The sequence below is a fragment of the Streptomyces xanthochromogenes genome (genome assembly GCF_014650455.1).
Lineage (GTDB): Bacteria > Actinomycetota > Actinomycetes > Streptomycetales > Streptomycetaceae > Streptomyces > Streptomyces xanthochromogenes.
This window is the reverse complement of sequence record NZ_BMUZ01000006.1, coordinates 375,724-399,514: the sequence shown is the minus strand read 5'-3', so window position 1 is coordinate 399,514 and position 23,791 is coordinate 375,724. Positions and strand designations below refer to the sequence as shown.

The 23,791-nt window shown below is 72.5% G+C and carries 22 protein-coding genes; 16 read left to right on the top strand and 6 right to left on the bottom strand.

What is annotated here, in order from left to right; genetic code table 11:
* Positions 1-6 precede the first annotated feature (6 nt).
* Positions 7-1,239, top strand: a complete 1,233-nt coding sequence (locus IE267_RS18575) for a cytochrome P450 (RefSeq protein WP_189763975.1) — start codon at positions 7-9, stop codon at positions 1,237-1,239.
* Here IE267_RS18575 and IE267_RS18570 read toward each other — a convergent pair.
* Positions 1,236-1,979, bottom strand: a complete 744-nt coding sequence (locus IE267_RS18570) for a hypothetical protein (RefSeq protein WP_189763974.1) — start codon at positions 1,977-1,979, stop codon at positions 1,236-1,238. The two genes, IE267_RS18575 and IE267_RS18570, sit on opposite strands and share 4 nt — an antisense overlap.
* A gap of 104 nt (positions 1,980-2,083) precedes the next feature.
* On the opposite strand from IE267_RS18570, the gene ggt reads away from it, so the two are divergent.
* The 11 genes from ggt to IE267_RS18515 all read left to right on the top strand — a co-directional run bounded on the left by ggt (position 2,084) and on the right by IE267_RS18515 (position 13,691).
* On the top strand, positions 2,084-3,898 hold the full coding sequence (ggt, locus tag IE267_RS18565; RefSeq protein ID WP_189763973.1) for a gamma-glutamyltransferase: 1,815 nt from the start codon (positions 2,084-2,086) through the stop codon (positions 3,896-3,898).
* Between the two features lie 154 nt (positions 3,899-4,052).
* A complete protein-coding gene (locus tag IE267_RS18560) occupies positions 4,053-4,772 on the top strand; it encodes a glycoside hydrolase family 75 protein (RefSeq protein WP_189763972.1) in 720 nt (239 codons plus the stop codon).
* A gap of 149 nt (positions 4,773-4,921) precedes the next feature.
* On the top strand, positions 4,922-5,182 hold the full coding sequence (locus IE267_RS18555) for a helix-turn-helix domain-containing protein (RefSeq protein WP_161247401.1): 261 nt from the start codon (positions 4,922-4,924) through the stop codon (positions 5,180-5,182).
* A 71-nt stretch (positions 5,183-5,253) separates the two neighbouring features.
* Positions 5,254-5,403 (top strand): hypothetical protein, encoded by a 150-nt coding sequence (locus tag IE267_RS18550; RefSeq protein WP_229861304.1) that lies wholly within the window; start codon positions 5,254-5,256, stop codon positions 5,401-5,403.
* Between the two features lie 85 nt (positions 5,404-5,488).
* On the top strand, positions 5,489-6,739 hold the full coding sequence (locus IE267_RS18545) for an alginate lyase family protein (protein ID WP_229861303.1): 1,251 nt from the start codon (positions 5,489-5,491) through the stop codon (positions 6,737-6,739).
* A 73-nt stretch (positions 6,740-6,812) separates the two neighbouring features.
* Positions 6,813-7,352 carry an HAD family hydrolase gene (locus tag IE267_RS18540; protein WP_167152568.1) on the top strand — a complete coding sequence of 180 codons (540 nt, stop codon included), beginning with the start codon at positions 6,813-6,815 and terminating at the stop codon, positions 7,350-7,352.
* 135 nt (positions 7,353-7,487) lie between these two features.
* Entirely contained in the window at positions 7,488-8,330 is an 843-nt protein-coding gene (locus IE267_RS18535; protein WP_167152567.1) for a nitrilase-related carbon-nitrogen hydrolase, read from the top strand.
* Positions 8,327-9,610: an aspartate aminotransferase family protein gene (locus IE267_RS18530; RefSeq protein ID WP_189763969.1), complete on the top strand. Its 1,284-nt coding sequence runs from the start codon at positions 8,327-8,329 to the stop codon at positions 9,608-9,610. Before IE267_RS18535 ends, IE267_RS18530 begins: the two co-directional genes overlap by 4 nt.
* A gap of 83 nt (positions 9,611-9,693) precedes the next feature.
* Positions 9,694-11,097 (top strand): dihydropyrimidinase, encoded by a 1,404-nt coding sequence (gene hydA / locus IE267_RS18525; protein WP_189763968.1) that lies wholly within the window; start codon positions 9,694-9,696, stop codon positions 11,095-11,097.
* A 12-nt stretch (positions 11,098-11,109) separates the two neighbouring features.
* Entirely contained in the window at positions 11,110-12,111 is a 1,002-nt protein-coding gene (locus IE267_RS18520) for a TIGR03842 family LLM class F420-dependent oxidoreductase (RefSeq protein WP_167152564.1), read from the top strand.
* Between the two features lie 65 nt (positions 12,112-12,176).
* Entirely contained in the window at positions 12,177-13,691 is a 1,515-nt protein-coding gene (locus IE267_RS18515) for an NCS1 family nucleobase:cation symporter-1 (RefSeq protein ID WP_189763967.1), read from the top strand.
* Between the two features lie 82 nt (positions 13,692-13,773).
* Here IE267_RS18515 and lplAB read toward each other — a convergent pair whose 3' ends face one another.
* A complete protein-coding gene (lplAB, locus tag IE267_RS18510) occupies positions 13,774-14,829 on the bottom strand; it encodes a lipoate-protein ligase LplAB (protein WP_167152563.1) in 1,056 nt (351 codons plus the stop codon).
* Between the two features lie 214 nt (positions 14,830-15,043).
* On the opposite strand from lplAB, the gene IE267_RS18505 reads away from it, so the two are divergent.
* On the top strand, positions 15,044-15,868 hold the full coding sequence (locus IE267_RS18505) for an inositol monophosphatase family protein (protein ID WP_189763966.1): 825 nt from the start codon (positions 15,044-15,046) through the stop codon (positions 15,866-15,868).
* 27 nt (positions 15,869-15,895) lie between these two features.
* Here IE267_RS18505 and IE267_RS18500 read toward each other — a convergent pair whose 3' ends face one another.
* On the bottom strand, positions 15,896-16,714 hold the full coding sequence (locus IE267_RS18500; protein WP_189763965.1) for a nucleotidyltransferase domain-containing protein: 819 nt from the start codon (positions 16,712-16,714) through the stop codon (positions 15,896-15,898).
* 89 nt (positions 16,715-16,803) lie between these two features.
* Here IE267_RS18500 and IE267_RS18495 point away from each other — a divergent pair, with 89 nt between their 5' ends.
* The 3 genes from IE267_RS18495 to IE267_RS18485 all read left to right on the top strand — a co-directional run bounded on the left by IE267_RS18495 (position 16,804) and on the right by IE267_RS18485 (position 20,412).
* Positions 16,804-18,219: a phytoene desaturase family protein gene (locus tag IE267_RS18495; RefSeq protein WP_373304565.1), complete on the top strand. Its 1,416-nt coding sequence runs from the start codon at positions 16,804-16,806 to the stop codon at positions 18,217-18,219.
* A 181-nt stretch (positions 18,220-18,400) separates the two neighbouring features.
* Positions 18,401-19,870 carry an AlkA N-terminal domain-containing protein gene (locus IE267_RS18490; protein WP_189764053.1) on the top strand — a complete coding sequence of 490 codons (1,470 nt, stop codon included), beginning with the start codon at positions 18,401-18,403 and terminating at the stop codon, positions 19,868-19,870.
* Positions 19,867-20,412, top strand: coding sequence for a methylated-DNA--[protein]-cysteine S-methyltransferase (locus IE267_RS18485; RefSeq protein WP_373304564.1), 546 nt, complete (start codon positions 19,867-19,869; stop codon positions 20,410-20,412). Before IE267_RS18490 ends, IE267_RS18485 begins: the two co-directional genes overlap by 4 nt.
* A 34-nt stretch (positions 20,413-20,446) precedes the next feature.
* Here IE267_RS18485 and IE267_RS18480 read toward each other — a convergent pair whose 3' ends face one another.
* From IE267_RS18480 to IE267_RS18470, 3 genes are all read right to left on the bottom strand, one after another.
* The gene (locus IE267_RS18480; protein ID WP_189763963.1) at positions 20,447-22,285 is read right to left on the bottom strand and encodes a serine/threonine protein kinase; all 1,839 of its coding nucleotides are present in this window, start codon (positions 22,283-22,285) and stop codon (positions 20,447-20,449) included.
* 201 nt (positions 22,286-22,486) lie between these two features.
* Positions 22,487-23,209 (bottom strand): SIR2 family NAD-dependent protein deacylase, encoded by a 723-nt coding sequence (locus tag IE267_RS18475; RefSeq protein WP_189763962.1) that lies wholly within the window; start codon positions 23,207-23,209, stop codon positions 22,487-22,489.
* 62 nt (positions 23,210-23,271) lie between these two features.
* Positions 23,272-23,766, bottom strand: coding sequence for an NUDIX domain-containing protein (locus tag IE267_RS18470; protein ID WP_189763961.1), 495 nt, complete (start codon positions 23,764-23,766; stop codon positions 23,272-23,274).
* Positions 23,767-23,791 lie beyond the last annotated feature (25 nt).

The following is a 23,791-nucleotide window of genomic DNA, read 5'->3' as shown; positions in this document are numbered from 1 at the left end:
ACCACCATGGCTGACGTCCCCGACGTCTTCGACCCCCGCGCCTACGCGGCCGGCCCGCCGTACGCCGCCTACCGCGAGCTGCGCGACCGCCGTCCGGTCGCGTGGCAGGCCGAGCCCGAAGTGCTCGGCTGGCCGGCCGGGCCCGGCTTCTGGGCGGTCACCCGGCACGCGGACGTCGTACGGGTCCTGAAGGACGCGGGCACCTTCTCCTCGACGCTCGGCGCCACCCAGATCCGCGACCCCGACCCGGCGGACCTGCCGTTCATCCGCCGCATGATGCTCAACCAGGATCCGCCCGAACACCACACGCTGCGCCGCCTGGTGAGCCGCGCCTTCACGCCGGGCCGCATCGAGCGCTTCGAGGCACTCGCGCGCGAGCGGGCCCGCGCCCTGCTCACGGGCGCCCGCGACGGTGCCGAGGACGGCGTCGTCGACCTGGTCGCCGACGTCACCGACGACTACGCACTGCTCAACCTCACCGACCTGCTCGGGGTGCCGCCCGGTGACCGGGGTCTGCTCCTGGAGTGGACCGAGCGCGTCATCGCCTACCAGGACCCGGACGAGCCCCCGGTGCGCGGCCCCGACGGGCGACCGGTCAACCCGCGCTCGCCCGCGATGCTGGCGGAGATGTTCGCGTACGCGCAGGAACTGGCCGCCCACAAGCGGGAGCACCCGGCCGACGACATCATGACCTCGCTGGCGCACTCCCGACTGGCGGACGCCGAGCTGGAGATGTTCTTCTTCCTGCTGACCGTGGCGGGCAACGACACCGTGCGGTCCGCGGCCCCGGGAGGCTTCCTCGAACTGGCCCGACACCCTCGCGAACGAGGCATGCTGATGGGCCGCCAGGTCCCGGTGGACACCGCGGTCGAGGAGCTCCTGAGGCGGCATCCCCCGGTGCTGAGCTTCCGGCGCACCGCCGCCCACGACACCGTCCTGGCCGGGCAGGCCGTCGCGCGGGGCGACAAGGTCGTCGTCTTCCACGCATCGGCCAACCACGACGAGCGCGTCTTCGGCGACCCGCACCGCCTGGACCTGGCCCGCAGCCCGAACCCGCACGTCTCCTTCGGGGACGGCCCGCACGTGTGCCTCGGCGCCCACTTCGCGCGGCTGCAACTGAGGGTGTTGCACGAGGAGGCGCTGCGCGTCCTGCCCCGTACGGAACTCGCGGCGCCGCCGCGCCGGCTCGTGTCCAACTTCATCAACGGCATCAAGTCCCTTCCTCTGAAGGTGACTTAGCCGGTCGCCCGGTGCGAGGTGCGGACCGCCGGGACCGGCTCCTGGGCGGCCCGGGTCACATCGGCGACGAGCTCGACGACATCGGGGCCGTAGGCCTGGGAGTTGACGACCTTGAGGAGCAGACAGAACGACCGGTTGCCGTGCTTTCGGGTCAACTGGGCCTGGTTGCGCGCGAGATAACGGGTGGCGGCCTGGTTGTTGATGGCGCGCTGGCCGCAGAAGAGGAACACCGGCCGGGCGTCCTGGCCCACCGTGATCCGGGCGAGGATCACGTATTCCGCGACACCCCGGTCCATGGTGTAGCGCTCGGCGCCGATCTGGAAGGAGCCGCGGTGCGGGCCCGGTTCGGTGTCCACGTCGACCTTCACGCCGGGCAGCAGCGAGGCGAGATGGGCCGCGGTGCGGCGGTTCGAGTACGGGCCCCCGACGCAGAACTCGGTGCGTTCGCCGAAGCCCTGCTGGGCGAGTTCACCCTGGATGATCTGCGCGTGCGCCCCGCAGTCCTTGATGAGCGAGGAGAGTTCGAGCAGGGCGAACACGTCGTAGCGGTGCACGGCCCCGTCGAGCCCGGCCTCGCGGTTCACGACGAGCAGGCACTCCGAACCGCCGGGCAGCCCGAAGAACTCCTGCTTGCGGCGGAGCGCGCGTCTCCAGAGCTGGGTGCGGCCGAGCCAGCCGAAGGCGGCGCTGATGCCCGCGGCCACCACACCGAGCACGATGTTGCGTACGTCGTCATTCATGGCCGCGCATGCTAGCGGGAGTTCGCCCCTCTGTTCGACGTGCTCATGACGTCACCCGCGGGCCGACGCTACGCTGCGCGGACGTTCGCCAATGGGAGGTATGCATGCGTCGTCCTGCAGTCCGCACCCTGTCCCTCCTCGCCGCGGCGGCCGCGGTGGCGGCCTCGGTCGCGGCCGCCCCGCCCACGACGGCCGCGCCCCCCGGCCGCACCCCCGCCAAGGTGCCGGAGGCGGTCGGCTACGGGGGAGCGGTGTCGAGCGTGGACGCCGACGCGTCCGCCGCCGGCCTGGAGGTGCTCAAGAACGGCGGCAACGCGGTCGACGCGGCCGTCGCCACCGCCGCGGCCCTCGGCGTCACCGAGCCGTACTCCTCCGGCATCGGCGGAGGCGGCTACTTCGTCTACTACGACGCGGCCTCCCGCTCGGTGCACACCCTCGACGGCCGCGAGACCGCGCCCGCCTCCGCCACCTCCTCGCTGTTCCTGGAGAACGGCAAGCCGCTCCCCTTCGCGGACGCCGTGACCAGCGGGCTCAGCATCGGCACCCCGGGCACCGCCGCCACCTGGGACCGGGCCCTGGACGCCTGGGGAAGCAAGTCGCTCGGCACGCTCCTCAAGCCGGCCGAACGGCTCGCGCGGGGCGGGTTCACCGTCGACGACACCTTCCGCTCGCAGACCAAGGACAACCAGGCCCGGTTCGCCGACTTCCCCGACACGGCCAAGCTGTTCCTGCCGGGTGGTCGGCTGCCGGAGGTCGGCTCCACCTTCAAGAACCCCGATCTGGCGCGCACGTACGAGGAGTTGGGGCGCAAGGGCGTCGACGCCGTCTACCGCGGCGACCTCGGCGCGGACATCGTCCGTACCGTGCGCAAGCCCCCCGTCGACCCCAAGTCGACCCGCAAGGTGCGCAGCGGCGATCTGACCCGGCAGGACCTGCGCGCCTACCGGGCGACGTTCCGGGCGCCCACCAAGGTCGGCTACCGCGGCCTCGACGTCTACGGCATGCCTCCCTCCAGCTCCGGCGGCACCACCGTCGGCGAGGCGCTCAACATCCTGGAGCGGACCGACCTGTCGAAGGCCTCGGACGTCCAGTACCTGCACCACTACATCGAGGCCAGCCGGATCGCGTTCGCCGACCGGGGCCGTTGGGTCGGTGACCCGGCCTTCGAGAAGGTCCCCACCCAAGGGCTGCTCTCGCAGCGGTTCGCCGACTCGCGGGCCTGCCTGATCAAGGACGACACGGCCCTGACCAGCCCGCTCGCGCCCGGTGACCCCAGCGATCCGCAGGCGTGCAGGACATCGGGCGCCGCGTCCCCGACCACGTACGAGGGCGACAACACCACGCATCTGACCGTCGCCGACAAGTGGGGCAACGTCGTCGCGTACACCCTCACCATCGAGCAGACCGGCGGCAGCGCGATCACCGTGCCCGGCCGGGGATTCCTGCTCAACAACGAACTGACCGACTTCTCCTTCGCTCCGGCCAACCCGGCCGTCCACGACCCGAACCTGCCCGGTCCGGGCAAGCGTCCGCGCTCGTCCATCTCGCCGACGATCGTGCTCGACGGGCACGGCAAGCCGGTCCTCGCGCTCGGCTCGCCGGGCGGCGCGACCATCATCACCACCGTGCTGCAGACCCTGGTCAACCACCTGGACCGGGGCATGCCGCTGGTCGCCGCGATCGCGGCGCCGCGCGCGAGCCAGCGCAACGCGGCGCAGACGGAGCTCGAACCGGCGCTCTACAACAGCCCGTTGAGGGCCCGATTGGAAGCGCTCGGCCACTCGTTCTCGCTGAACCCGGAGATCGGGGCGGCGACCGGAGTGCAGCGACTGCCCGACGGGCGCTGGCTCGCGGCGGCCGAGACGGTGCGGCGCGGCGGCGGCTCGGCGCTCGTGGTCCATCCGAGTGGAAAGCGGTAGCCGCGGCTGAAGCCGCCCCTGAGGCCCGTGGCCCCGACCTGAACGGCCGGGAGCCACGGGCCTCTTGTCGTGGGCGGGGCCGCGGTGCTGCGGGCCGAAGATCGGATCGGTCGCACAACGGGTAAGGACGCTTTCCTGACAGAAGGGTTCTTTCGTGCGCTCCAGAACGCTCGCCCTCGCCGCGGCATCCGGCGCCGCCCTGCTCTGCGCCGTCGCCCTCCCGGCGACCGCACAGCCCGCCACCGCGCCGGCCGGCCGCTCCGCGGACGCGTCCGGCCGGTCGGCCGCGGGGCCGGTCGGCGCGGCCGACCTGCTCGCCAAGGTGCAGACCTGCGCCCAGATCTCCCACGGCAAGTACCGCACGGACCCCAAGGCCGAGGCCACCGTCCCCGTCTGCGGCAGGAACGGCGCGGTGTACTGGCAGGCCGACCTGGACGTCGACTGCGACGGCCAGGCCACGACCGCCTGCAACAGGGCGACGGACCCGTGGTTCCAGCCCGACACCCGCTTCCACCAGTCGAACGACAAGCCCCTCAGCGCCGAGAAGGTGTCGTACGTGGTGGTCCCGAACGCGGGCCCGCTCTGGAACTACAGCGCGTCCGGCATCAAGGGCGGAGGTGTGGTCGCCGTCGTCTACGGCAGCCGGGTCGAGTACGCGGTCGTCGGCGACACGGGCCCCAGCGCCGTCATCGGCGAGGCGTCGTACGCCACCGCCAAGGCGCTCGGGATGGACCCCAGCCCGAAGACGGGCGGTGCCGAATCCGGCGTCACCTACATCCTGTTCCAGAACTCCCGGGCCGAGCCGATCGAGAGCCACGAAGAGGCCGTGGCCCTGGGCCAGGAACTGGCCAAGCGGTTCGTGGCCGCCGACTGACGCCGACGCCACCGCCCCGCTACGGCAGGGCGAGGACGCGGGGTCCGCGCGCTCGGCGTGCGCGGTCCCGGGCCCGCTCACCGTGCTCGGCGTCCGGGGGAACGCCACTCCTGGCCGTCGCCCCCGGCCCCGGCGCTAGACTCGGCCGCATGGTCCGCACCCCACTCACCCCCGCGGAGCGTGAACGAGGCGAGCGGCTCGGCCGGCTGCTGCGTTCGGCGCGCGGGGACCGCAGCATGACGGAGATCGCGGCGGCGGCGGGCCTCTCCGCCGAGACCCTCCGCAAGATCGAGACGGGCCGCGCGCCCACCCCGGCCTTCTTCACCGTGGCTGCCCTCGCCTCGGTCCTCGGCCTGTCGATGGACGAGATCGTGACCACCTGCGCGCTGCCCCCGGCGGTCGCCGCATGAGCCCGGCGACGACGCGCCCGCGCCCGCCGCGAGGAGACCGGCCGGGCCGACCGGGGACCGGGCCCGCCGCCGTGCACCTGGACCCGGAGGAGCCGCGGCGCACCGACGAGCAGATCCGGCCGCCCCGGCTCCACGCCCTGCTCGACGACCGGTCGCCCGGACAGGACCCGGTGGAGCTCGGTCATGTGTCCGTCCGCGGCCCGGCGGACCCCGTCGGCTGAGACCCCGCCCGCCCGCGGGGGAGCGACCAGCCTGTTCGGCGCAACAGATCCTGCAGCGGCGCGTGCCCCGGGCGACCGTGGGAGCGTGGTCAATCCGTCTCAGTCCCCCCGCCGGCTCCGCCGTCCGCTGCGGGCGGCCGCCGCCCTGGCCCTCGGCGCGCTCGCGCTGCTCGCGGCCTGCGCCCCCGACCCGCACGCCTCGGCCGCCTCCGCCGCCGGGCAGGCGGACCCCGCGACGCTGGTGTTCCACCATCCCGGCGTCGTCGTCGGGCGGGGCCAGCTCGACACCGTGCGGCAGAAGGTGCGGGCCGGGCAGGAGCCGTGGAGCTCGGCGTACGAGAAGATGCGGGCCAGCCGCTACGGCTCGCTGCGCTACGTGCCGCACCCCGCGGCGGTCGTGCCCTGCCCGCCGAACGCGGGGCCGCCCGCCTGTCTCGCCGAGCGCGAGGACGCCATCGCCGCCTACACCCAGGCGCTCCTGTGGTCGGTCAACGGAGACGAGGCGCACGCCAGGAAGGCCGTCGAGATCATGGACGGCTGGGCGCAGGTGATGAAGCAGCACACCGAGGGCAACGCCGACCTCCAGACCGCCTGGGCCGGCTCCACCTGGGCCCGGGCCGCCGACATCGTGCACGCGGGCTACCCGCGGTGGCAGGCCCCGGCCGTGCAGCGCTTCAAGTGGATGCTGCGCAAGGCGTATCTGCCGGCGGTGACCGCCAAGGTCCCGGACTACAACGGGAATTGGGAACTGGCGATGACGGACGCGGCCATCGGCATCGCCGTGTTCGTCGAGGACCACCAGATCTTCAAGGACGCCCTGGACCGCTACCGCGCGCGGGTGCCCGCCTACTTCTACCTCACGTCCGACGGCAAGCTGCCCAAGCCGCCGCCCGGCGGTTCGATGGACACCCCGGACAAGCTGGCGACGTACTGGTTCGGCCAGCGCACCTACGCGGACGGGCTCGGCCAGGAGACCTGCCGCAACTTCATGCACATCGGGTACTCGCTCGCCGCCTCCGCCCACATCGCGGAGACGGCCTGGCAGCAGGGCGTCGACCTGTACGGTCCGACGGCCGAGCGCCTGAAGGCGGCGGCGGAGTTCCACGCCCGCTACCAGCTGGGCGAGCCGCCGCCGAGCTGGCTGTGCGCCGGCAAGGTCGAGCGGTCCATGGGCCCGGACGTGGAGGTGCTGCTCAACCACCTCCAGAACCGGCTGCACATGTCGCTGCCCCGGACGCGGAGGCTGGCGGAGCAGCAGCGCCCGGCCGGCACCGACGACCTCTTCGTCGCCTGGGAGACGCTGACCCACGCGCAGAATCCGGGCACACCCGTGTGATTCCGGCCGGATTCAACAGAACGTTGAAGATTGGGGATTGAGGCGCCGGGCGGGCTGGGCATGGTCCCGGACAATGGACACGACCCGCCGCACCCGGCCAGACGACCGCCCGCGCCGGCCCAGCGCCGCCGCCTTCTTCGACGTGGAGGGCACCCTGCTCGCCGTGCCGGGCCTGGCCGGCCTCTCCGGGCCGCTCGGCCGGCTCTGGCACCCGCCGGTCCTCGCCGCGCTGCACGCCCATGCGGCGCTCGGGCACCTCGTGGTGCTCGTCGCCCTCGCCGGCGTCGCCGACCTTGCGCCGATCGTCCGCCAGCTCGCCCCCGACGCCGTGCTCTGCTCCCGCCCCGGGGCCCCCATGGTCGGCCAGGGCAAGGGGTACGCGGCCCGCGCCCTGCTGCGCGAGCACGGCATCCGGGCCAGGCGCTGCTATGCGTACGCGGACGAGGCGGCGGACCTGCCGCTGCTCGCCGAGGTCGGCCACCCCGTCGTGGTCGGCGAGGACCCGGTACTGCTGCGTCATGCCCGGCGTGGCAACTGGGGGCGCCTTCCGGGCCCGAGCCGCGCGCGAGGTGACGCCGCGTCAGCTGTCGGGGGCACGTCCACCCCGGGTTGACCTGTGGCGCCGCAATTAGCCTCGCCGAAGCTGCGATGGTCTTGCCACGGTGCGTAACGCGCCTTACGGTCTCATCCACACGCGGATCTACGCGTGTGGATTTGGCTGGCTGACGACCCGTCGAAGGAGCAGCTCATGGCCAATGTCGTGCGCGCCGCACTGGTTCAGGCGACCTGGACCGGCGACACCGAATCCATGATCGCCAAGCATGAGGAACACGCCCGCGAGGCCGCCCGGCAGGGTGCGAAGATCATCGGCTTCCAGGAGGTGTTCAACGCCCCCTACTTCTGCCAGGTGCAGGAGGCCGAGCACTACCGGTGGGCCGAGCCCGTACCGGACGGGCCGACCGTCACCCGGATGAAGGAGCTCGCCCGGGAGACCGGGATGGTCGTCGTCGTCCCGGTCTTCGAGATCGAGGGCGAGGGCTTCTACTACAACACCGCCGCCGTCATCGACGCCGACGGCAGCTATCTCGGCAAGTACCGCAAGCACCACATCCCCCAGGTCAAGGGCTTCTGGGAGAAGTACTACTTCAAACCGGGCAACCTCGGCTGGCCGGTCTTCGACACGGCCGTCGGCAAGGTCGGCGTGTACATCTGCTACGACCGCCACTTCCCGGAGGGCTGGCGTCAACTCGGCCTCAACGGAGCCCAGTTGGTCTACAACCCCTCCGCCACCTCGCGCGGACTCTCCGGGTACCTGTGGCAGCTGGAGCAGCCCGCCTCCGCCGTCGCCAACGAGTACTTCGTCGCCGCGATCAACCGCGTCGGCATCGAGGAGTACGGCGACAACGACTTCTACGGCACCAGCTACTTCGTCGACCCGCGCGGCCAGTTCGTCGGCGAGGTCGCCAGTGACAAGGAGGAGGAACTCCTCGTCAGGGACCTCGACTTCGGGCTCATCGAGGAGGTCCGCCAACAGTGGGCCTTCTACCGCGACCGCCGCCCCGACGCCTACGAAGGCCTGGTGAAGCCGTGACCCGCCCCCTCCACGACCGCCACCGGGCCGTCCTGCCCGACTGGCTGGCGCTCTACTACCGGCAGCCCATCGAGATCACCCACGGCGAGGGCCGCCACGTCTGGGACGCCGACGGCAACAAGTACCTCGACTTCTTCGGCGGCATCCTCACCACGATGACGGCCCACGCGCTGCCCGAGGTCACCAAGGCCGTCGCCGAGCAGGCCGGCCGGATCATCCACTCCTCGACCCTCTACCTCAACCGGCAGATGGTCGAACTCGCCGAACGCATCGCCCAGTTGTCGGGCATCCCCGACGCCCGGGTCTTCTTCACCACCTCCGGTACCGAGGCGAACGACACCGCGCTGCTGCTCGCCACCGCCCACCGGGGCTCCAACCAGATCCTCGCGATGCGCAACAGCTACCACGGCCGCTCCTTCAGCGCGGTGGGCATCACCGGCAACCACGCCTGGTCACCCACCAGCCTCTCGCCACTCCAGACGCTGTACGTGCATGGCGGCGTCCGCTCCCGGGGACCGTACGCACACCTCGGGGACGGCCAGTTCATCGAGGCCTGTGTCGCCGACCTCGAAGACCTCCTCGGCCACACCCGCAACGTGGCCGCCCTGATCGCCGAACCCATCCAGGGCGTCGGCGGCTTCACTTCGCCGCCCGACGGCCTGTACGCCGCGTTCCGCGAGGTCCTCGACCGGCACGGCATCCTGTGGATCGCCGACGAGGTGCAGACCGGCTGGGGCCGCACCGGCGACCACTTCTGGGGCTGGCAGGCGCACGCCCGGAGCGGTCCGCCCGACCTGCTCACCTTCGCCAAGGGCATCGGCAACGGCATGTCCATCGGCGGCGTCGTCGCCCGCGCCGAGGTCATGAACTGCCTCGACAGCAACTCCATTTCGACCTTCGGCGGCTCCCCGGTCACCATGGCCGCGGGCCTCGCCAACCTCTCCTACGTCCTCGAACACGACCTCCAGGGCAACGCGCGGCGTGTCGGCGGACTGCTCATCGAGCGGCTGCGCGCCATCTGCGCCCAGCTCCCCGTGGTCCGCGAGGTGCGCGGCCGAGGGCTGATGGCCGGCATCGAGCTGGTGCAGCCCGGCACGGACCGGGCCAACCCCGAGGCCGCCGCCGCGGTCCTGGAAGCCGCCCGCGAAGGCGGCCTCCTCATCGGCAAGGGCGGCGGCCACGACACCAGCGTGCTGCGCATCGCGCCGCCCCTCACCCTCACCGTCGCGGAGGCCGAAGAAGGCGCGGCCATCCTCGAACGCGCCCTGCGCACCGTGTAGTTGGAACGGATCAAGCACGAGCACGAGTACGTGTCCACGTACCTGGACGCGTACTCGGACGTGTACGAAAGGGAGCTCCACCCATGAGTACCCGCACCCTCATCCAGGGCGGCCTGGTCATCACCGCCGCCGACGAGACGCACGCCGACGTACTGATCGAGGACGGCCGCATCGCGGCCGTGGCGGCACACGCCTCGACCGTGGCGCAGGGCTGGACCGCGGACCGGGTCATCGACGCCACCGACCGGTACGTCATCCCGGGCGGCGTCGACGCCCACACCCACATGGAACTGCCCTTCGGCGGCACCTTCGCCTCCGACACCTTCGAGACGGGCACCCGCGCCGCCGCCTGGGGCGGCACGACCACGATCGTGGACTTCGCCGTGCAGGCGCAGGGCCAGGCCCTGCGGGCCGGCCTGGACGCCTGGTACGCCAAGGCCGACGGCCAGTGCGCCATCGACTACGGCTTCCACATGATCCTCTCCGACGTCAACGAGGGCTCCCTCAAGGAGATGGACCGCCTCGTCGAGGAGGGCATCACCTCCTTCAAGCTCTTCATGGCCTACCCCGGGGTCTTCTACAGCGACGACGGACAGATCCTGCGCGCCATGCAACGCGCGGAGTCCAACGGCGGCCTGATCATGATGCACGCCGAGAACGGCATCGCCATCGACGTCCTGGTCGAGCAGGCGCTCGCCCGCGGCGAGCGCGACCCCCGCTACCACGGCGAGGTCCGCAAGGCGCTCCTGGAGGCCGAGGCCACCCACCGGGCGATCCAGCTCGCCCGGGTCGCGGGCGCCCCGCTCTACGTCGTCCACGTTTCGGCCGAGGAGGCGCTCGCCGAACTCGCCACCGCCCGTGACAAGGGGCTGCCGGTCTTCGGCGAGACCTGCCCGCAGTATCTGTTCCTGTCCACCGACAACCTTGCCGAGCCGGACTTCGAGGGCGCCAAGTACGTGTGCTCAACTCCCCTGCGGCCCAAGGAACATCAGGCCGCGCTGTGGCGGGGGCTGCGCACCAACGACCTCCAGGTGGTGTCCACCGACCACTGCCCGTTCTGCTTCACGGGACAGAAGGAACTGGGCCGGGGCGACTTCTCCAAGATCCCCAACGGGCTGCCGGGCGTCGAGAACCGCATGGACCTGCTGCACCAGGCGGTCGTCGACGGCCACATCACCCGCCGCCGCTGGATCGAGATCGCCTGCGCCACCCCGGCCCGGATGTTCGGCCTCTACCCGAAGAAGGGCACCCTCGCCCCCGGCGCCGACGCGGACGTCGTCATCTACGACCCGCACGCCGAGCAGACCGTGTCCGCCGAGACGCACCACATGAACGTCGACTATTCGGCGTACGAGGGGAAGCGCCTGACCGGGCAGGTGCAGACGGTCCTCTCGCGCGGTGAACTGGTCATCGACCAGCGGAAGTTCACGGGACGGGCCGGACACGGCAGTTACGTCCCGCGCGCCACCTGTCAGTACCTCGGCTAGGAGCACCGCACCATGGACTTCGGACTCGTCCTGCAGACCGACCCGCCGGCCGCCCAGGTCGTCAGCCTCATGAAACGGGCCGAGCGCAACGGCTTCCGCTACGGCTGGACCTTCGACTCGGCCGTGCTCTGGCAGGAACCCTTCGTCATCTACAGCCAGATCCTGGCGAACACCCGGCGGCTCACGGTCGGCCCGATGGTGACCAACCCCGGAACCCGCACCTGGGAGGTCACCGCCTCCACCTTCGCCACCCTCAACGACATGTACGGCAACCGCACCGTCTGCGGCATCGGGCGCGGCGACTCCGCGATGCGCGTGGCCGGCCGCAAGCCCAACACCCTGGCCCGCCTCGGCGAGGCGATCGGCGTCATCCGCGACCTCGCCGAGGGCCGGGAGGCCGACGTCGACGGGCAGAGCCTGCGACTGCCCTGGGTGAAGGACGGCAGGCTGCCCGTCTGGATGGCCGCCTACGGTCCCAAGGCCCTCGCGCTCGCGGGCGAGAAGGCGGACGGATTCATCCTCCAGCTCGCCGACCCGTTCCTCACCGAGTGGATGGTGAAAGCCGTCCGCAAGGCCGCCACCGACGCGGGCCGCGACCCCGCCTCGATCACCATCTGCGTCGCCGCCCCCGCCTACGTCGGCGACGACCTCGCGCACGCCCGCGAGCAATGCCGATGGTTCGGCGGCATGGTCGGCAACCACGTCGCCGACCTGGTGTCCCGCTACGGCGAGCACTCCGGCCTCGTGCCCGAGGCGCTCACCGAGTACATCAAGCAGCGCCAGGGCTACGACTACAGTCACCACGGCCGCACCGGCAACCCCGACACCGCCTTCGTGCCCGACGAGATCGTCGACCGCTTCTGCCTCCTCGGCACCGCCGAACAACACATCGCGAAACTGAGGGAGTTGAAGGCGCTGGGCGTCGACCAGTTCGCGGTGTACGCCATGCACGACGCCCGCGAAGAAGTCATCGACGCCTACGGGCAGCAGATCATCCCCGCCCTCACCCGATAGGCCCCGACTCCCGCTCCCGCACGGCCCGTTCGCCCCCCTCGCCCTCCCGAACGAATGGCCTGCCCATGACCGAAACCACCTCGATACCCGCCACCGCCGCAGCCGAGGACGGCAGGTTCGCCAACGCGGACCTGCGCCCGGTGCCGCCCGAGGGGCGGACCTGGACGACGTACAACTTCGCCGCCCTGTGGGTCGGCATGGCCCACAACATCCCCTCCTGGACGCTTGCTTCCGGTCTGGTCGCACTCGGCATGGACTGGAAGCAGGCCGTCTTCACCATTGCGCTCGCCAACCTGATCGTGCTCGTCCCGATGCTCCTGACCGGACACGCGGGCCCCAAGTACGGCATCCCCTTCCCGGTGCTCGCGCGCGCCTCCTTCGGGCTGCGCGGCGCCAATCTGCCCGCCCTGATCAGGGCCGCCGTCGCCTGCTGCTGGTTCGGCATCCAGACCTGGATCGGCGGGCAGGGCGTCTTCGTACTGCTCGGCAAGATCTTCGGCGGCTGGACGGACGTCTCGGAGGTCGGCGGCCAACCCTGGACGCTCTGGCTGTGCTTCCTGCTGTTCTGGGCCCTCGAACTCGCCCTGATACACCGGGGGATGGAGACCCTGCGCCGCTTCGAGAACTGGGCGGCGCCCTTCGTCCTCGTCGGCGCGCTCGTGCTGCTGATCTGGATCGCCCACAAGGCCGGCGGCTTCGGCCCGCTCCTCGACCAGCCCTCGAAACACGGCTGGGGCCCCGGCTTCTGGCCGGTGTTCTTCCCCTCCCTCATGGGCATGATCGGCTTCTGGGCCACGCTGTCCCTGAACATCCCCGACTTCACCCGCTTCGGCCGGAGCCAGGGCGCCCAGGTGCGGGGTCAGACGCTCGGGCTGCCCACCACCATGACCGCGTTCGCGCTCCTGTCCGTCCTGGTCACCTCCGGCTCCCAGGCGGTGTACGGGGTGCCGATCTGGAACCCGGTCGACCTGGTCGCCAAGACCGACAACGTCTTCGGACTCCTCTTCGCGCTGCTCACCGTCCTCGTCGCGACGATTTCCGTGAACGTGGCGGCGAACATCGTCTCGCCCGCGTACGACCTGGCGAACCTCGCGCCGAAAGTCATCAACTTCCGCCGGGGCGCGCTCATTTCGGGCGTCGTCGGGGTGCTGATGTTCCCGTGGAAGCTGACCTCCACTCCCGAGCTGTACATCTTCACCTGGCTCGGCGTGGTGGGCGGCCTGCTCGGCACCGTCGCCGGCATCCTCATCGCCGACTACTGGGTGGTGCGCCGCACGGTCCTGGACGTCGCCGACCTCTACCGGCCCGGGGGCCGCTACTGGTACACCGGCGGCTGGAACTGGCGGGCGGTGGCCGCGTTCCTGGTGGGCGGGGTGCTCGCGATCGGCGGCTCGTACTCGACATTGAACGACAAGGGGGCCAAGGCCGGCCCGTTCCCCACCGGCGGCCTCATCCCCTTCCTCAAACCCCTTGCCGACTACGGCTGGGCGGTCGGGCTCGGCTCGGCGCTGCTCCTGTACGTCGCGCTCTCGGCCTCGACGCCGGCCCGGCGCGGGCGAGTCGAGGCGTCACCGGGCTAGGGCCCGGGTCACCGGCCCGGGGCCCGGCTCGGCGCGGGCGGCCGCCTGGCCGCTCGCGCGCGAGCGGACGGCGCCTACGGCGCTAAGGGACCCGCGCCGTCCACTCCTCGGTGGCGAACTTCGTCGCCGCGAGTTCGCGTGCCCGGGCCATCTCCTCGTCCGTGACGCGGCCCTCGGCGAGCCCGTACCGGGAGCGGAACGACGCGATCATCCGCTCGATCACGGCCTCCCGGGGCAGCCCGGTCTGGCGGCGCAGCGGATCGACGCGCTTCTTCGCGCTGCGGGTGCCCTTGTCGGACAGCTTCTCCTTGCCGATGCGCAGGACGTCCAGCATCTTGTCCGCGTCGATGTCGTACGCCATCGTCACGTGGTGCAGCACCGCGCCGTCGTCCGCGACCATCCGCTTCTGCGCGGCGCCCGCGATCTTGCCGGCCTCGGTCGCGATGTCGTTGAGCGGCTGGTACCAGGCCTTGATGCCCATGTCGCCGAGCGCGCTCAGCACCCAGTCGTCGAGATAGGCGTAACTGTCCGCGAAGGACAGCCCCTGCACGAGGGCGTCGGGCACGGAGAGGGAGTACGTGATCGTGTTGCCCGGCTCGATGAACATCGCGCCGCCGCCGCTGATCCGGCGTACGACGGTGATCCCGTGCCGCTCGGCGCCCTCCGGGTCGACCTCGTTGCGCAGCGACTGGAAGCTGCCGATGACGACCGCGGGGGCGGCCCACTCCCACACCCGCAGCGTCGGCGGGCGCCGGCCGGCCGCGACCTCGGCGGTGATGACCTCGTCGAGCGCCATGTGCAGGGCGGGGGACTGCGGCGCCTCGTGGATCAGCTGCCAGTCGTAGTCGGTCCAGTCGGTGGCGTGCGCCAGCGCCCGGCGCACGGCGACCGCCACGCCTTCCGAGGTCAGCCCGTACATGGTGGTGCCCGGTGGCAGCGCCGCGTCGATGCGGGCCGCCAGCTGGGCCGCGCCCGTATCGGCCGGGGCGCCTTCGAGTGCCGTATTGATCGCCAGGATCGCCTCGTCGGGTTCGAGGAAGAAGTCGCCCGCGACCGTCACGTCCCGCAGGACCCCGTCGCGACTGTCCAGATCGACGACCACCAGCTTGCCGCCGGGGACCTTGTATTCGCCGTGCACCGTTGTGCCTCCATTTGTTCCGCGCGGTCCAACGGTAAATCCCTGGGCCGCATTCCCGCGCCGGGCGGGCCGCGCCCGATGCGCCGCTGGACGCACCGGTACCGGACCGGCCCGCCCGGGACCGGCCGTTCGCGGGGGCCGACCGCGCCGAGCGCCGAGCGGCCGGTTCGAAAGCGGCTCGCCGATTGTCGGTGCCGCGTGCTTTGCTGGACGCATGATCGACGACTTTCTCGCAGGTGACCTGGCAGTAGTGGAAGAGGCGGTCCGCAAGGCGGCCGCGGCCGAGATCATGCCGAGGTTCCGGCAGCTCGCCGCGCACGAGATCGTCGAGAAGAACGGCCCGCACGACCTGGTGACCGTCGCCGACCGGCTCGCCGAAGAGCACCTGACGGCGGCCCTGACCGCGATACTTCCCGGCTCGGTCGTCGTCGGCGAGGAGGCCGTGCACGCCGACCCGGCGGTGTACGAGGCACTGCGCGGAGACGCGCCGGTGTGGATCGTCGACCCGGTGGACGGCACCCGCCAGTTCGTCCGCGGCGAAGCCGGATTCTGCACCCTGGTCGCCCTCGCCCACCGGGGCGAACTGCTGGCTTCCTGGACGTTCGCCCCGGCGCTCGACGAGATGGCCGTGGCGGTGCGGGGCCGGGGCGCCACCCTCAACGGCCGTCCGCTGCAAGCCGGTTCGCCCGCGGACGCTGCCGTCCTCGAAGTCGCCACCTCCCACCCCGACTACACGACGCCCGACCAGAAGCGCGCCCTCCTCGCGCTCGACACCGAGGGCGTCCGGCCGCGGCCGTGCGGCTCGGCCGGTCTCGAATACCTCGCGATCGCCCGCGGCGAGCTGGACGGCCTGGCCTTCTCCTGGGAGTACGCCTGGGACCACGCGGCGGGGCTGCTGCTGGTCGCCGAGGCGGGTGGCGCCCACACCACCGTCGCCGGCGAGCCGTTCCGCATCGCCGGTGGCAATGCGCTGCCCTTCACCGCGGCCCGCGACGCGGCGACGACCGAGCGGCTGCGCCGTCTGCTCGCGGGGGAGTGACAGCCCCACGACGGCGTCCCGGCCACGTCACACGAGCGCCGCGCGTACCTCGGCGACCAGAACGGCCGCGTGCTCGACGGCCTCGGCGTCCAGATCGGCCAGGGCCGCCCGCACACGCGCCGCGAAGTCCGGCGGGGCCGCGGGCAGCGCGGCGGCCGAGGCCAGCGCGCCCTTCTCGTTGAGCAGCCAGCGCCGGTGGTGGGCGTGCAACGACTGGGCGAGGATGCCGAACGCCCGGGACAGACAGAGCGAGACATAGAGCGCGTCGCCCGACCCCACCGCCTTGCGGGCACCCGCCACCGAGAACTCCGCCTCCCACGCCGCAGCCACCAGGGCCGCCCGCAACGGCTCGGGATAGTGCCGCACCGCTCGCTGAAGCTCCGTCAACTCGCCCCGGGGATCGGCCAGTACGCGCCCCAGGGCCACCTCGCCGGGGTAGACCGGCGACCAGAACCCGAGCGGGTGGCCGGGCTGCGTGGCGACCTCGTAGCGGCCGTCCCGGCACTGCGCCCAGACCCGTTCGACCCGGTCCAGGTCGCGCAGGATCCAGTCCACCGCGACGCCGTCGACCACCAGCCAGGCGCCGCCGTTCACCCACGGCCCCCAGCCGCCCGGCCCCGCGACCTCGACCGGAGTTCCCGTGAGTTCCCGGGCGAGGCGGGCCAGGGCGGGGACATCCAGGTCGCCGCGGTAGTAGAGGCCGAGATCCCAGTCCGAGTCCACCCGGTGCGTGCCGCGGGCCCGGCTGCCGCCCAGGGCGACGGCCACGACCCCTGGGACCTCGGCGAGCCGCTCGGCGACGGCGGCGATACGGGCGCTGAGGGCGGAGTCCGCGGGCGAGTTCACCGGCCGGACGCTACCGGGCGTCGCATTGTCGGTGCACCGGAATATCCTGGGGGCCCTGGCCGTGGCGTGAGGAGTCCGAGGTGCCGTCGATGCTCGATGCAGTCGTCGTGGGGGCGGGCCCCAACGGGCTGACCGCCGCCGTCGAACTGGCCAGGAGAGGACTGCGTGTTGAGGTCTTCGAGGCCAAGGACACCGTGGGCGGCGGTGCGAGGACCGAGGAGCTGACGCTCCCCGGCTTCCGCCACGACCCGTGCTCCGCCGTCCACCCCCTGGGCATCGGCTCGCCCGCCTTCCGCGACATGCCGCTCGGCCGGTACGGGCTTGAATGGCTCCATCCCGAGCTGCCGATGGCCCACCCCTTCGACGACGGCACGGCCGCGGTCCTCTCCCGCTCGGTCTCCGAGACCGCCGCGTCCTTCGGGCCGCGCGACGCCGGGACGTACCGGCGTCTGATCGCCCCCTTCCTCGGCAAGTGGGACGTCCTGGCACGGGACTTCATGTCGCTCCCCCTGACCGCGCTGCCGCGCGATCCGCTCGGCCTCGCCCGCTTCGGCGCCGTGGGCCTGCCCCCGTACACCTGGCTGATGCGCCGCTTCCGCGACGACCGGGCGCGCGCCCTGATGGCCGGGCTCGTCGCCCATGTCATCGCCCCGCTGGGCGGGGTGGCCACCGGCGGTGTCGGCATGCTCTTCGCGCTGGCCGCGCACGAGAACGGCTGGCCGCTGCCGCGCGGCGGCTCCCAGTCCATCTCCGACGCGCTCACCGCCTATCTGCGGGACCTGGGCGGGGAGGTGCACACCGGGTTCGAGGTCAAGCGCCTCGACGATCTGCCGCCGGCCCGCACCTACCTCTTCGACACCTCGCCGACCGCGCTGGCCCGGATCGCGGGCCTGGGCCGGGCCTACGACGGGTACAAGTACGGCGCCGCGGTCTTCAAGATCGACTATGCCCTGGACGGGCCGGTCCCGTGGACGGCGAAGGAGCCGCAGCGGGCCGGGACGGTCCAGATCGGCCCCTCCAGCCACGAGATCGCCACCGCTCTGGCCCAGGCCTCCGGCCGCACGGCCCCCGACACACCCTTCCTGATCACCGCCCAGCCCAGCCTGGTCGACCCGTCCCGCGCGCCCGAGGGCAAGCACGTGTTCTGGGCCTACGGCCACGTGCCCAACGGCTGGGAGGGCGACTTCACGGACGCGATCGAGCGGCAGATCGAGCGGTTCGCGCCCGGCTTCCGCGACCGGGTCCTGGCCCGGGCGACCGCGGGCCCGCCCGAACTCGTCGCGCGCAACGCCAATTACGTGGGCGGCGACATCGCGTGCGGCGCGGCCCGCGGCCTCCAGCTGCTGCTCCGCCCCAAGGTGTCCCTGTTCCCGTACGCGACCCGGCACCCGTCGGTGTTCCTGTGCTCCTCGGCCGCGTGGCCGGGCCCGGGCGTGCACGGCATGTCCGGCCACAACGCGGCGAAGGCCGCGTGGCGCGCCCTGCGCAGGGCGGACCGGGGCTGACCCCTGGCCACCTCTCCGGCCCGCGCAGCGACCCGCGCCCTGGTGGGGCCGGTGCTGGGCGGGGTCGGCGGCCTGGGAGGTTTCGCGGTGCCGGTCGGGCGAGGTCGATGTCGGATTCTCGCCAGCGCCGAGCGACCCCGTGCCGGATGCTTGACGCATGGCTCCCGTCGCTCCCGCCCCGATGCACACCGACACCGAGCGCTGCGTACGCGCCGTCCAGTCCAAGGACGCCCGCTTCGACGGCTGGTTCTTCACGGCGGTCCTGACCACCCGCATCTACTGCCGGCCCAGCTGTCCCGTCGTGCCGCCGAAGGTCGAGAACATGACCTTCTACCCGAGCGCGGCCGCCTGCCAGCAGGCCGGGTTCCGGGCCTGCAAGCGGTGCCGCCCCGACACCACGCCCGGCTCACCGGAGTGGAACGCCCGCGCCGACTCCGTCGCCCGGGCCATGCGCCTCATCAGGGACGGAGTCGTCGACCGCGAAGGCGTCCCCGGGCTCGCGGCCCGCCTCGGCTACAGCGCCCGCCAGATCGAACGCCAGCTGCTCGCCGAGCTCGGCGCGGGCCCCCTCGCCCTGGCCAGGGCGCAGCGGGCGCAGACCGCGCGGCTGCTCATCGAGACGACCCCGCTGCCCATGGCCGAGGTGGCCTTCGCCGCCGGGTTCTCCTCGATCCGTACCTTCAACGACACGGTCCGCGAGGTGTTCGCGCTCGCCCCGACCGAGCTGCGCACCCGTGCCGCCCGCGGCATCGCCCGCCAGACACCCGGCGCGATCACCCTGCGGCTGCCGTTCCGCGCCCCGCTGACCCCGCACAATCTGTTCGGCCACCTCGCCGCGACCGGAGTCCCCGGGGTGGAGGAGTGGCGCGACGGCGCGTTCCGCCGCACCCTTTCCCTGCCGTACGGGCACGGCATCGCCGAACTCACCCCGCAGCCCGAGCACATCGGCTGCGTCCTGCACCTCACCGATCTGCGGGACCTGACCATCGCCATCAGCCGCTGTCGCTGGATGCTCGACCTGGACGCCGACCCCGTAGCCGTGGACGACCGGCTGCGCGCCGACCCGCTGCTCGCGCCGCTGGTCGACAAGGCCCCCGGGCGACGGGTGCCGCGCACGGTCGATGCGGCGGAGTTCGCCGTGCGGGCGGTGCTCGGGCAGCAGGTCTCGACGGCCGCCGCCCGCACCCACGCGGCCCGGCTCGTGCTCGCGCACGGCGAGTCCGTCGATGACCCGGCCGGCGGCCTCACCCACCTCTTCCCGACGCCGGAGCAGCTCGCCGCCATCGACCCCGAGACGCTCGCGCTGCCGCGCAGCCGCCGCGTCACCCTGACCACGCTCGTCGCCGCTCTCGCCGACGGCACGCTTCGGCTCGGCCTCGACAGCGACTGGGACCGGGCCAGGGCCCAGCTCATCGAGCTGCCCGGCTTCGGGCCCTGGACGGTCGAGGCGATCGCGATGCGGGCGCTCGGCGACCCGGACGCCTTCCTGCCCACCGACCTCGGCATGCGCCGGGCCGCCCAGAACCTCGGACTGCCGGCCACCCCCGCCGCGCTCACCACCCGCGCCGCCGCCTGGCGTCCCTGGCGGGCCTACGCCGTCCAGTACCTCTGGGCGACCGACGACCACGCCATCAACCACCTGCCCGCATGAGTCCCCGATCCGACAACCCCCGTCCCGTTCAAGGGAGTTCAGCCGTGCGCGTCACGCACACCGTCATCGAGAGCCCCTACGGCCCGCTCACCCTCGTCGCCGCCGACGGGGTCCTGAGTCGCCTCTACATGGAGGGCCAGCGCCACCGGCCGCCGCAGGAGACCTTCGGCGAGCGCGCCGAGGGCGGGCCCTTCCCGGAGGTCGTCCGTCCGCTTGAGGCGTACTTCTCGGGCGAACTGACCGAGTTCGACCTGGACTTGAACCTGCTGGGCACCCCGTTCCAGCAGCGCGTCTGGCACCAGCTCCAGCAGATCCCGTACGGCGAGACCCGCTCCTACGGCGAGCTCGCCGAGGCGCTCGGCAGCCCGAGCGCCTCGCGTGCGGTGGGCCTGGCCAACGGGAAGAACCCGGTCGGCATCATCGTGCCCTGCCACCGCGTCATCGGAGCCAACGGCAGCCTGACCGGCTACGGCGGTGGCCTCGACCGCAAGCAGCGGCTGCTGGCGTTCGAGCGGGGCGAGTCGGCGGACGCCCTGTTCTAGCGTCCGCCGCGGCTCAACGCCCTTTCGCCCAATGTCAGTTGCTCGACTTCGGCTCCTCGGCGTTGCGCCAGATCCTGAGGTCGAGCGTGATGTAGGTGCTCGGGTCGTTCGCGCCCGACTTGCCGCGGTACGTCGCCACCGCGATGTGGCCCGCGTCGCTGAGCACACAGACCTCCGAGCCGTCCGTGAGCTGATCCAGCCCGATCTTGTCGGTGTAGCGGGTCTCGGCGCGGCAGGTCGCGAGCGACCCCTTCTGCGAGTTGTTCAGGACGACCAGCTTGCCGTTGTCGGTACCGAGCTTGGTGTCGCCGAACATGGTGTCCTTGTAGAAATACAGATCGCCATGGTTGTACGTCACGCCGGCATCGCCGCCGGAGCCGGGCCGCGGTGGGCTGTCGGCCAGCATGAGCTGGTAGTTGGCCGTCAGATTGATGCCCTGGTACGAGGCGGGGGCGGGATCGGCGCGCTTCTGGCCGCTGCCGCTCGCCCCGGAGCCGCCCGCCGGGCTCTTGGCGCTCGCGCTCCTCGAACTCCCGCCGCTGCTCGCCTTGTTGTCGTTGTCGCTGCCGTCCGGCAGCAGGGACACGATGACGGCGATGCCGATGACCCCCGCCGCGACGCTCCCCGCGATGATCGGGCCCGTCCGCCTGCGGCGCGGCGCGGGGGCCGGATAGCCGGGCACGGGGTGGCCAGGCGCCGGGTACCCAGGCCCGTAACCCGGCTGCGGCGTCCGGTAGTTGGGGTAGTTGGGGGCGGCCTGCGTGGGGTGGCCGGGCTGGGCCGGGTGGCCGGGCGGCGGCGTCGGGTGCGCGGGCTGAGTGGGCTGGGCCGGGTAACCGGCCTGCGTCGGGGCCGCGGCCACGGCATGACCGGCCGGCGGGTACGGGGGCGCGGCCTGCGCCGGAGGCTGCGGGGAGAACTCGGTCGGCGTCGGCGGCACGGCGGGCGGCGGCGGGGTCTTCGCCGGCTCGGGCAGGTGGAGGCGCTCGGTGATGGAACCGGCGACCGCCTGCGGCAGCCAGTCCTCGCCCTGGCGGAGCGGCACGGGGGAGAGGTCGTGGCACAGCTGGATGACCTCGGTCAGACTGGGCCGGTCGGCGGGGTCACGGCTCAGGCAGCGCGTCACCAGGGGCCGCAGCTCGTCCGGCAGCGCGCCGAGGTCGGGGTCCTCGTGCACGATGCGGTACAGCACGGCGTGCGAGGCACCCTCGCCGAAGGCGGGCGCGCCGATCGCCGCGAACGCCACGATCTGGCCGAGCGCGAAGATGTCGGTACCGGCGGTGACCGTACCGGCGGAGGCCTGCTCGGGCGCCATGAACGCCGGGGTGCCGACGCTGACACCGTGCCCGGTCAGTGACGTGGCGTCCGCCGCGCGGGCGATGCCGAAGTCGATCACGCGGGGGCCGTCGCCGGCGAGCAGGACGTTCGCGGGCTTCAGGTCGCGGTGGACGATGCCCGCGCCGTGGATGACGTGCAGCGCCTCGGCCACCCCCACCGCGAGCAGCAGCACGCTGCGCAGCGGCAGCGCCCCGTGCCGGCCCACGGCGTGCGCGAGCGAGGGCCCCGGCACATAGGCCGTGGCCAGCCAGGGCCGCGCGCCCTCGGTGTCGAAGTCGATGACGGGCGCGGTGTAGAGCCCCTGCACCCGCTGCGCCGCCCGCACCTCCTGCTGGAAGCGCCGCCGGAACTCGGGGTCCTCGCTGAACTCGGGCCGGATCACCTTGAGCGCGATCGGCCGCCCGCCCGGCGTGTAGGAGAGGTACACCTTCCCCATGCCGCCCGCTCCCAGCAGGGCGGTCAGCCGGTAGCCGCCCACGACGGCCGGGTCGTCCGGACCGAGCGGCTGGAAAAGGTCGTTGGAAGGTGCACTCATGAAAATCCATCCCCTGTCACGGCAGTTCAGCCCGCCGATGCCCCGAAGTCAACCGAGAGGGTATCCAACTCCCTGACTCGTTCCGGCCACGAACGTGGGGGGAGTTGGTGCAGGCTGCGCCGTACGCCCGAGTGCGGTGCCGACGGCCCGGGGCGACGGGACGCCGACAGCCGGGGCGGCCTTCCGGCGGGGCAGCTCAACTCATCCGATTTTGCTCAGCAGTTGGGGCAGAGCCGTCCCGATCGGCTCCCGTACGATCTCGTCGGCCAGCGGGTCGTAGGGGGTCGGGTCGGCGTTCACGACGATCAGGCGGGCGCCGCTGTCCGAGGCGATGCCCGCCAGGGAGGCGGCGGGCTGGACCTGGAGGGTGGTGCCGACCGCGATGAGGATCTGGCACGCCTTGGCGATGGCCATCGCCCGGGCCAGCACTTCCGGGTCGAGCCGTTGGCCGAACATGACCGTCGCCGCCTTGAGGACGCCCCCGCACACCGTGCACGCCGGGTCCGCCTCGCCCGCCGCGACCCGGGCCAGTGCCTCCTCCATCGAGGACCGTACGTGGCATCGGGTGCAGGTCACCGCCCTTGCGGTGCCGTGGAGTTCGAGGACCTTGCGCTCGGGGAGACCGGCCCGCTGCTGCAGCCCGTCGACGTTCTGGGTGATCACCCGAACCGGCACCCCGGACCGTTCGAGCGCGACGATCGCGTGGTGCGCGGCGTTCGGCTCGGCCGTGATCGCGGGGCTGTCGCGCCGCATCAGCCAGGACCGGCGCCGGATCTCCGGGTCGGCCATGTAGGAGGAGTACGTCACCAGCTTTTCGGCCTCGGGGTCGCGCCGCCACAGCCCGTTCGGCCCGCGATAGTCGGGGATGCCCGAATCGGTGGAGATCCCGGCACCGGAAAGAATCGCGACGAGTGGCTTGCCCATGCCGGGAGCGTAGGCGGACCCGGCGTGGGCGGCGAACGTATTTCCGCAGCCGCACCCCCGGCTCACCCCACCCGGTGCCCGTTCTCCAGCTCCGCTGTGCCGTGGCCTTCCGCCAGGACGTCGAGCGAGGTCATGACGCGGTGGCTCAGGGCGCCCAGCAGATGGCCGGGGAGGTCCTCGCGGGGGACCAGGCGCCAGGAGAGGAGTTCCTCCTCCTGGAGGCGGATCGAGTCCAGGGCCTTCTCGTCGAGCACACCGCCGTCGTAGAGGTAGGCGACGATGGGCGGGCGGGCCGCGCCGTGCACCCAGTCCACGGCGAGCAGGCGACCCGGCTCGACATCGAGGCCGATCTCCTCCAGGGTCTCCCGGCGGGCCGCCCGGCGCGGGGTCTCGGCGGTGTCGGACTCCACGGTCCCGCCGGGCAGCACCCAGCCCTCGCGGTAGTTGGGCTCGACGAGCAGCACCCGGCCCTCGGCGTCCCGGAACAGCATGGCCGCGCCGGCGAGCACCCGGGGGAGGCCGGCGATGTAGGCGGCGTAATCGTTGTCGGTCGTCATGGGGTGAAGCGTAGGGGGCCAGGTC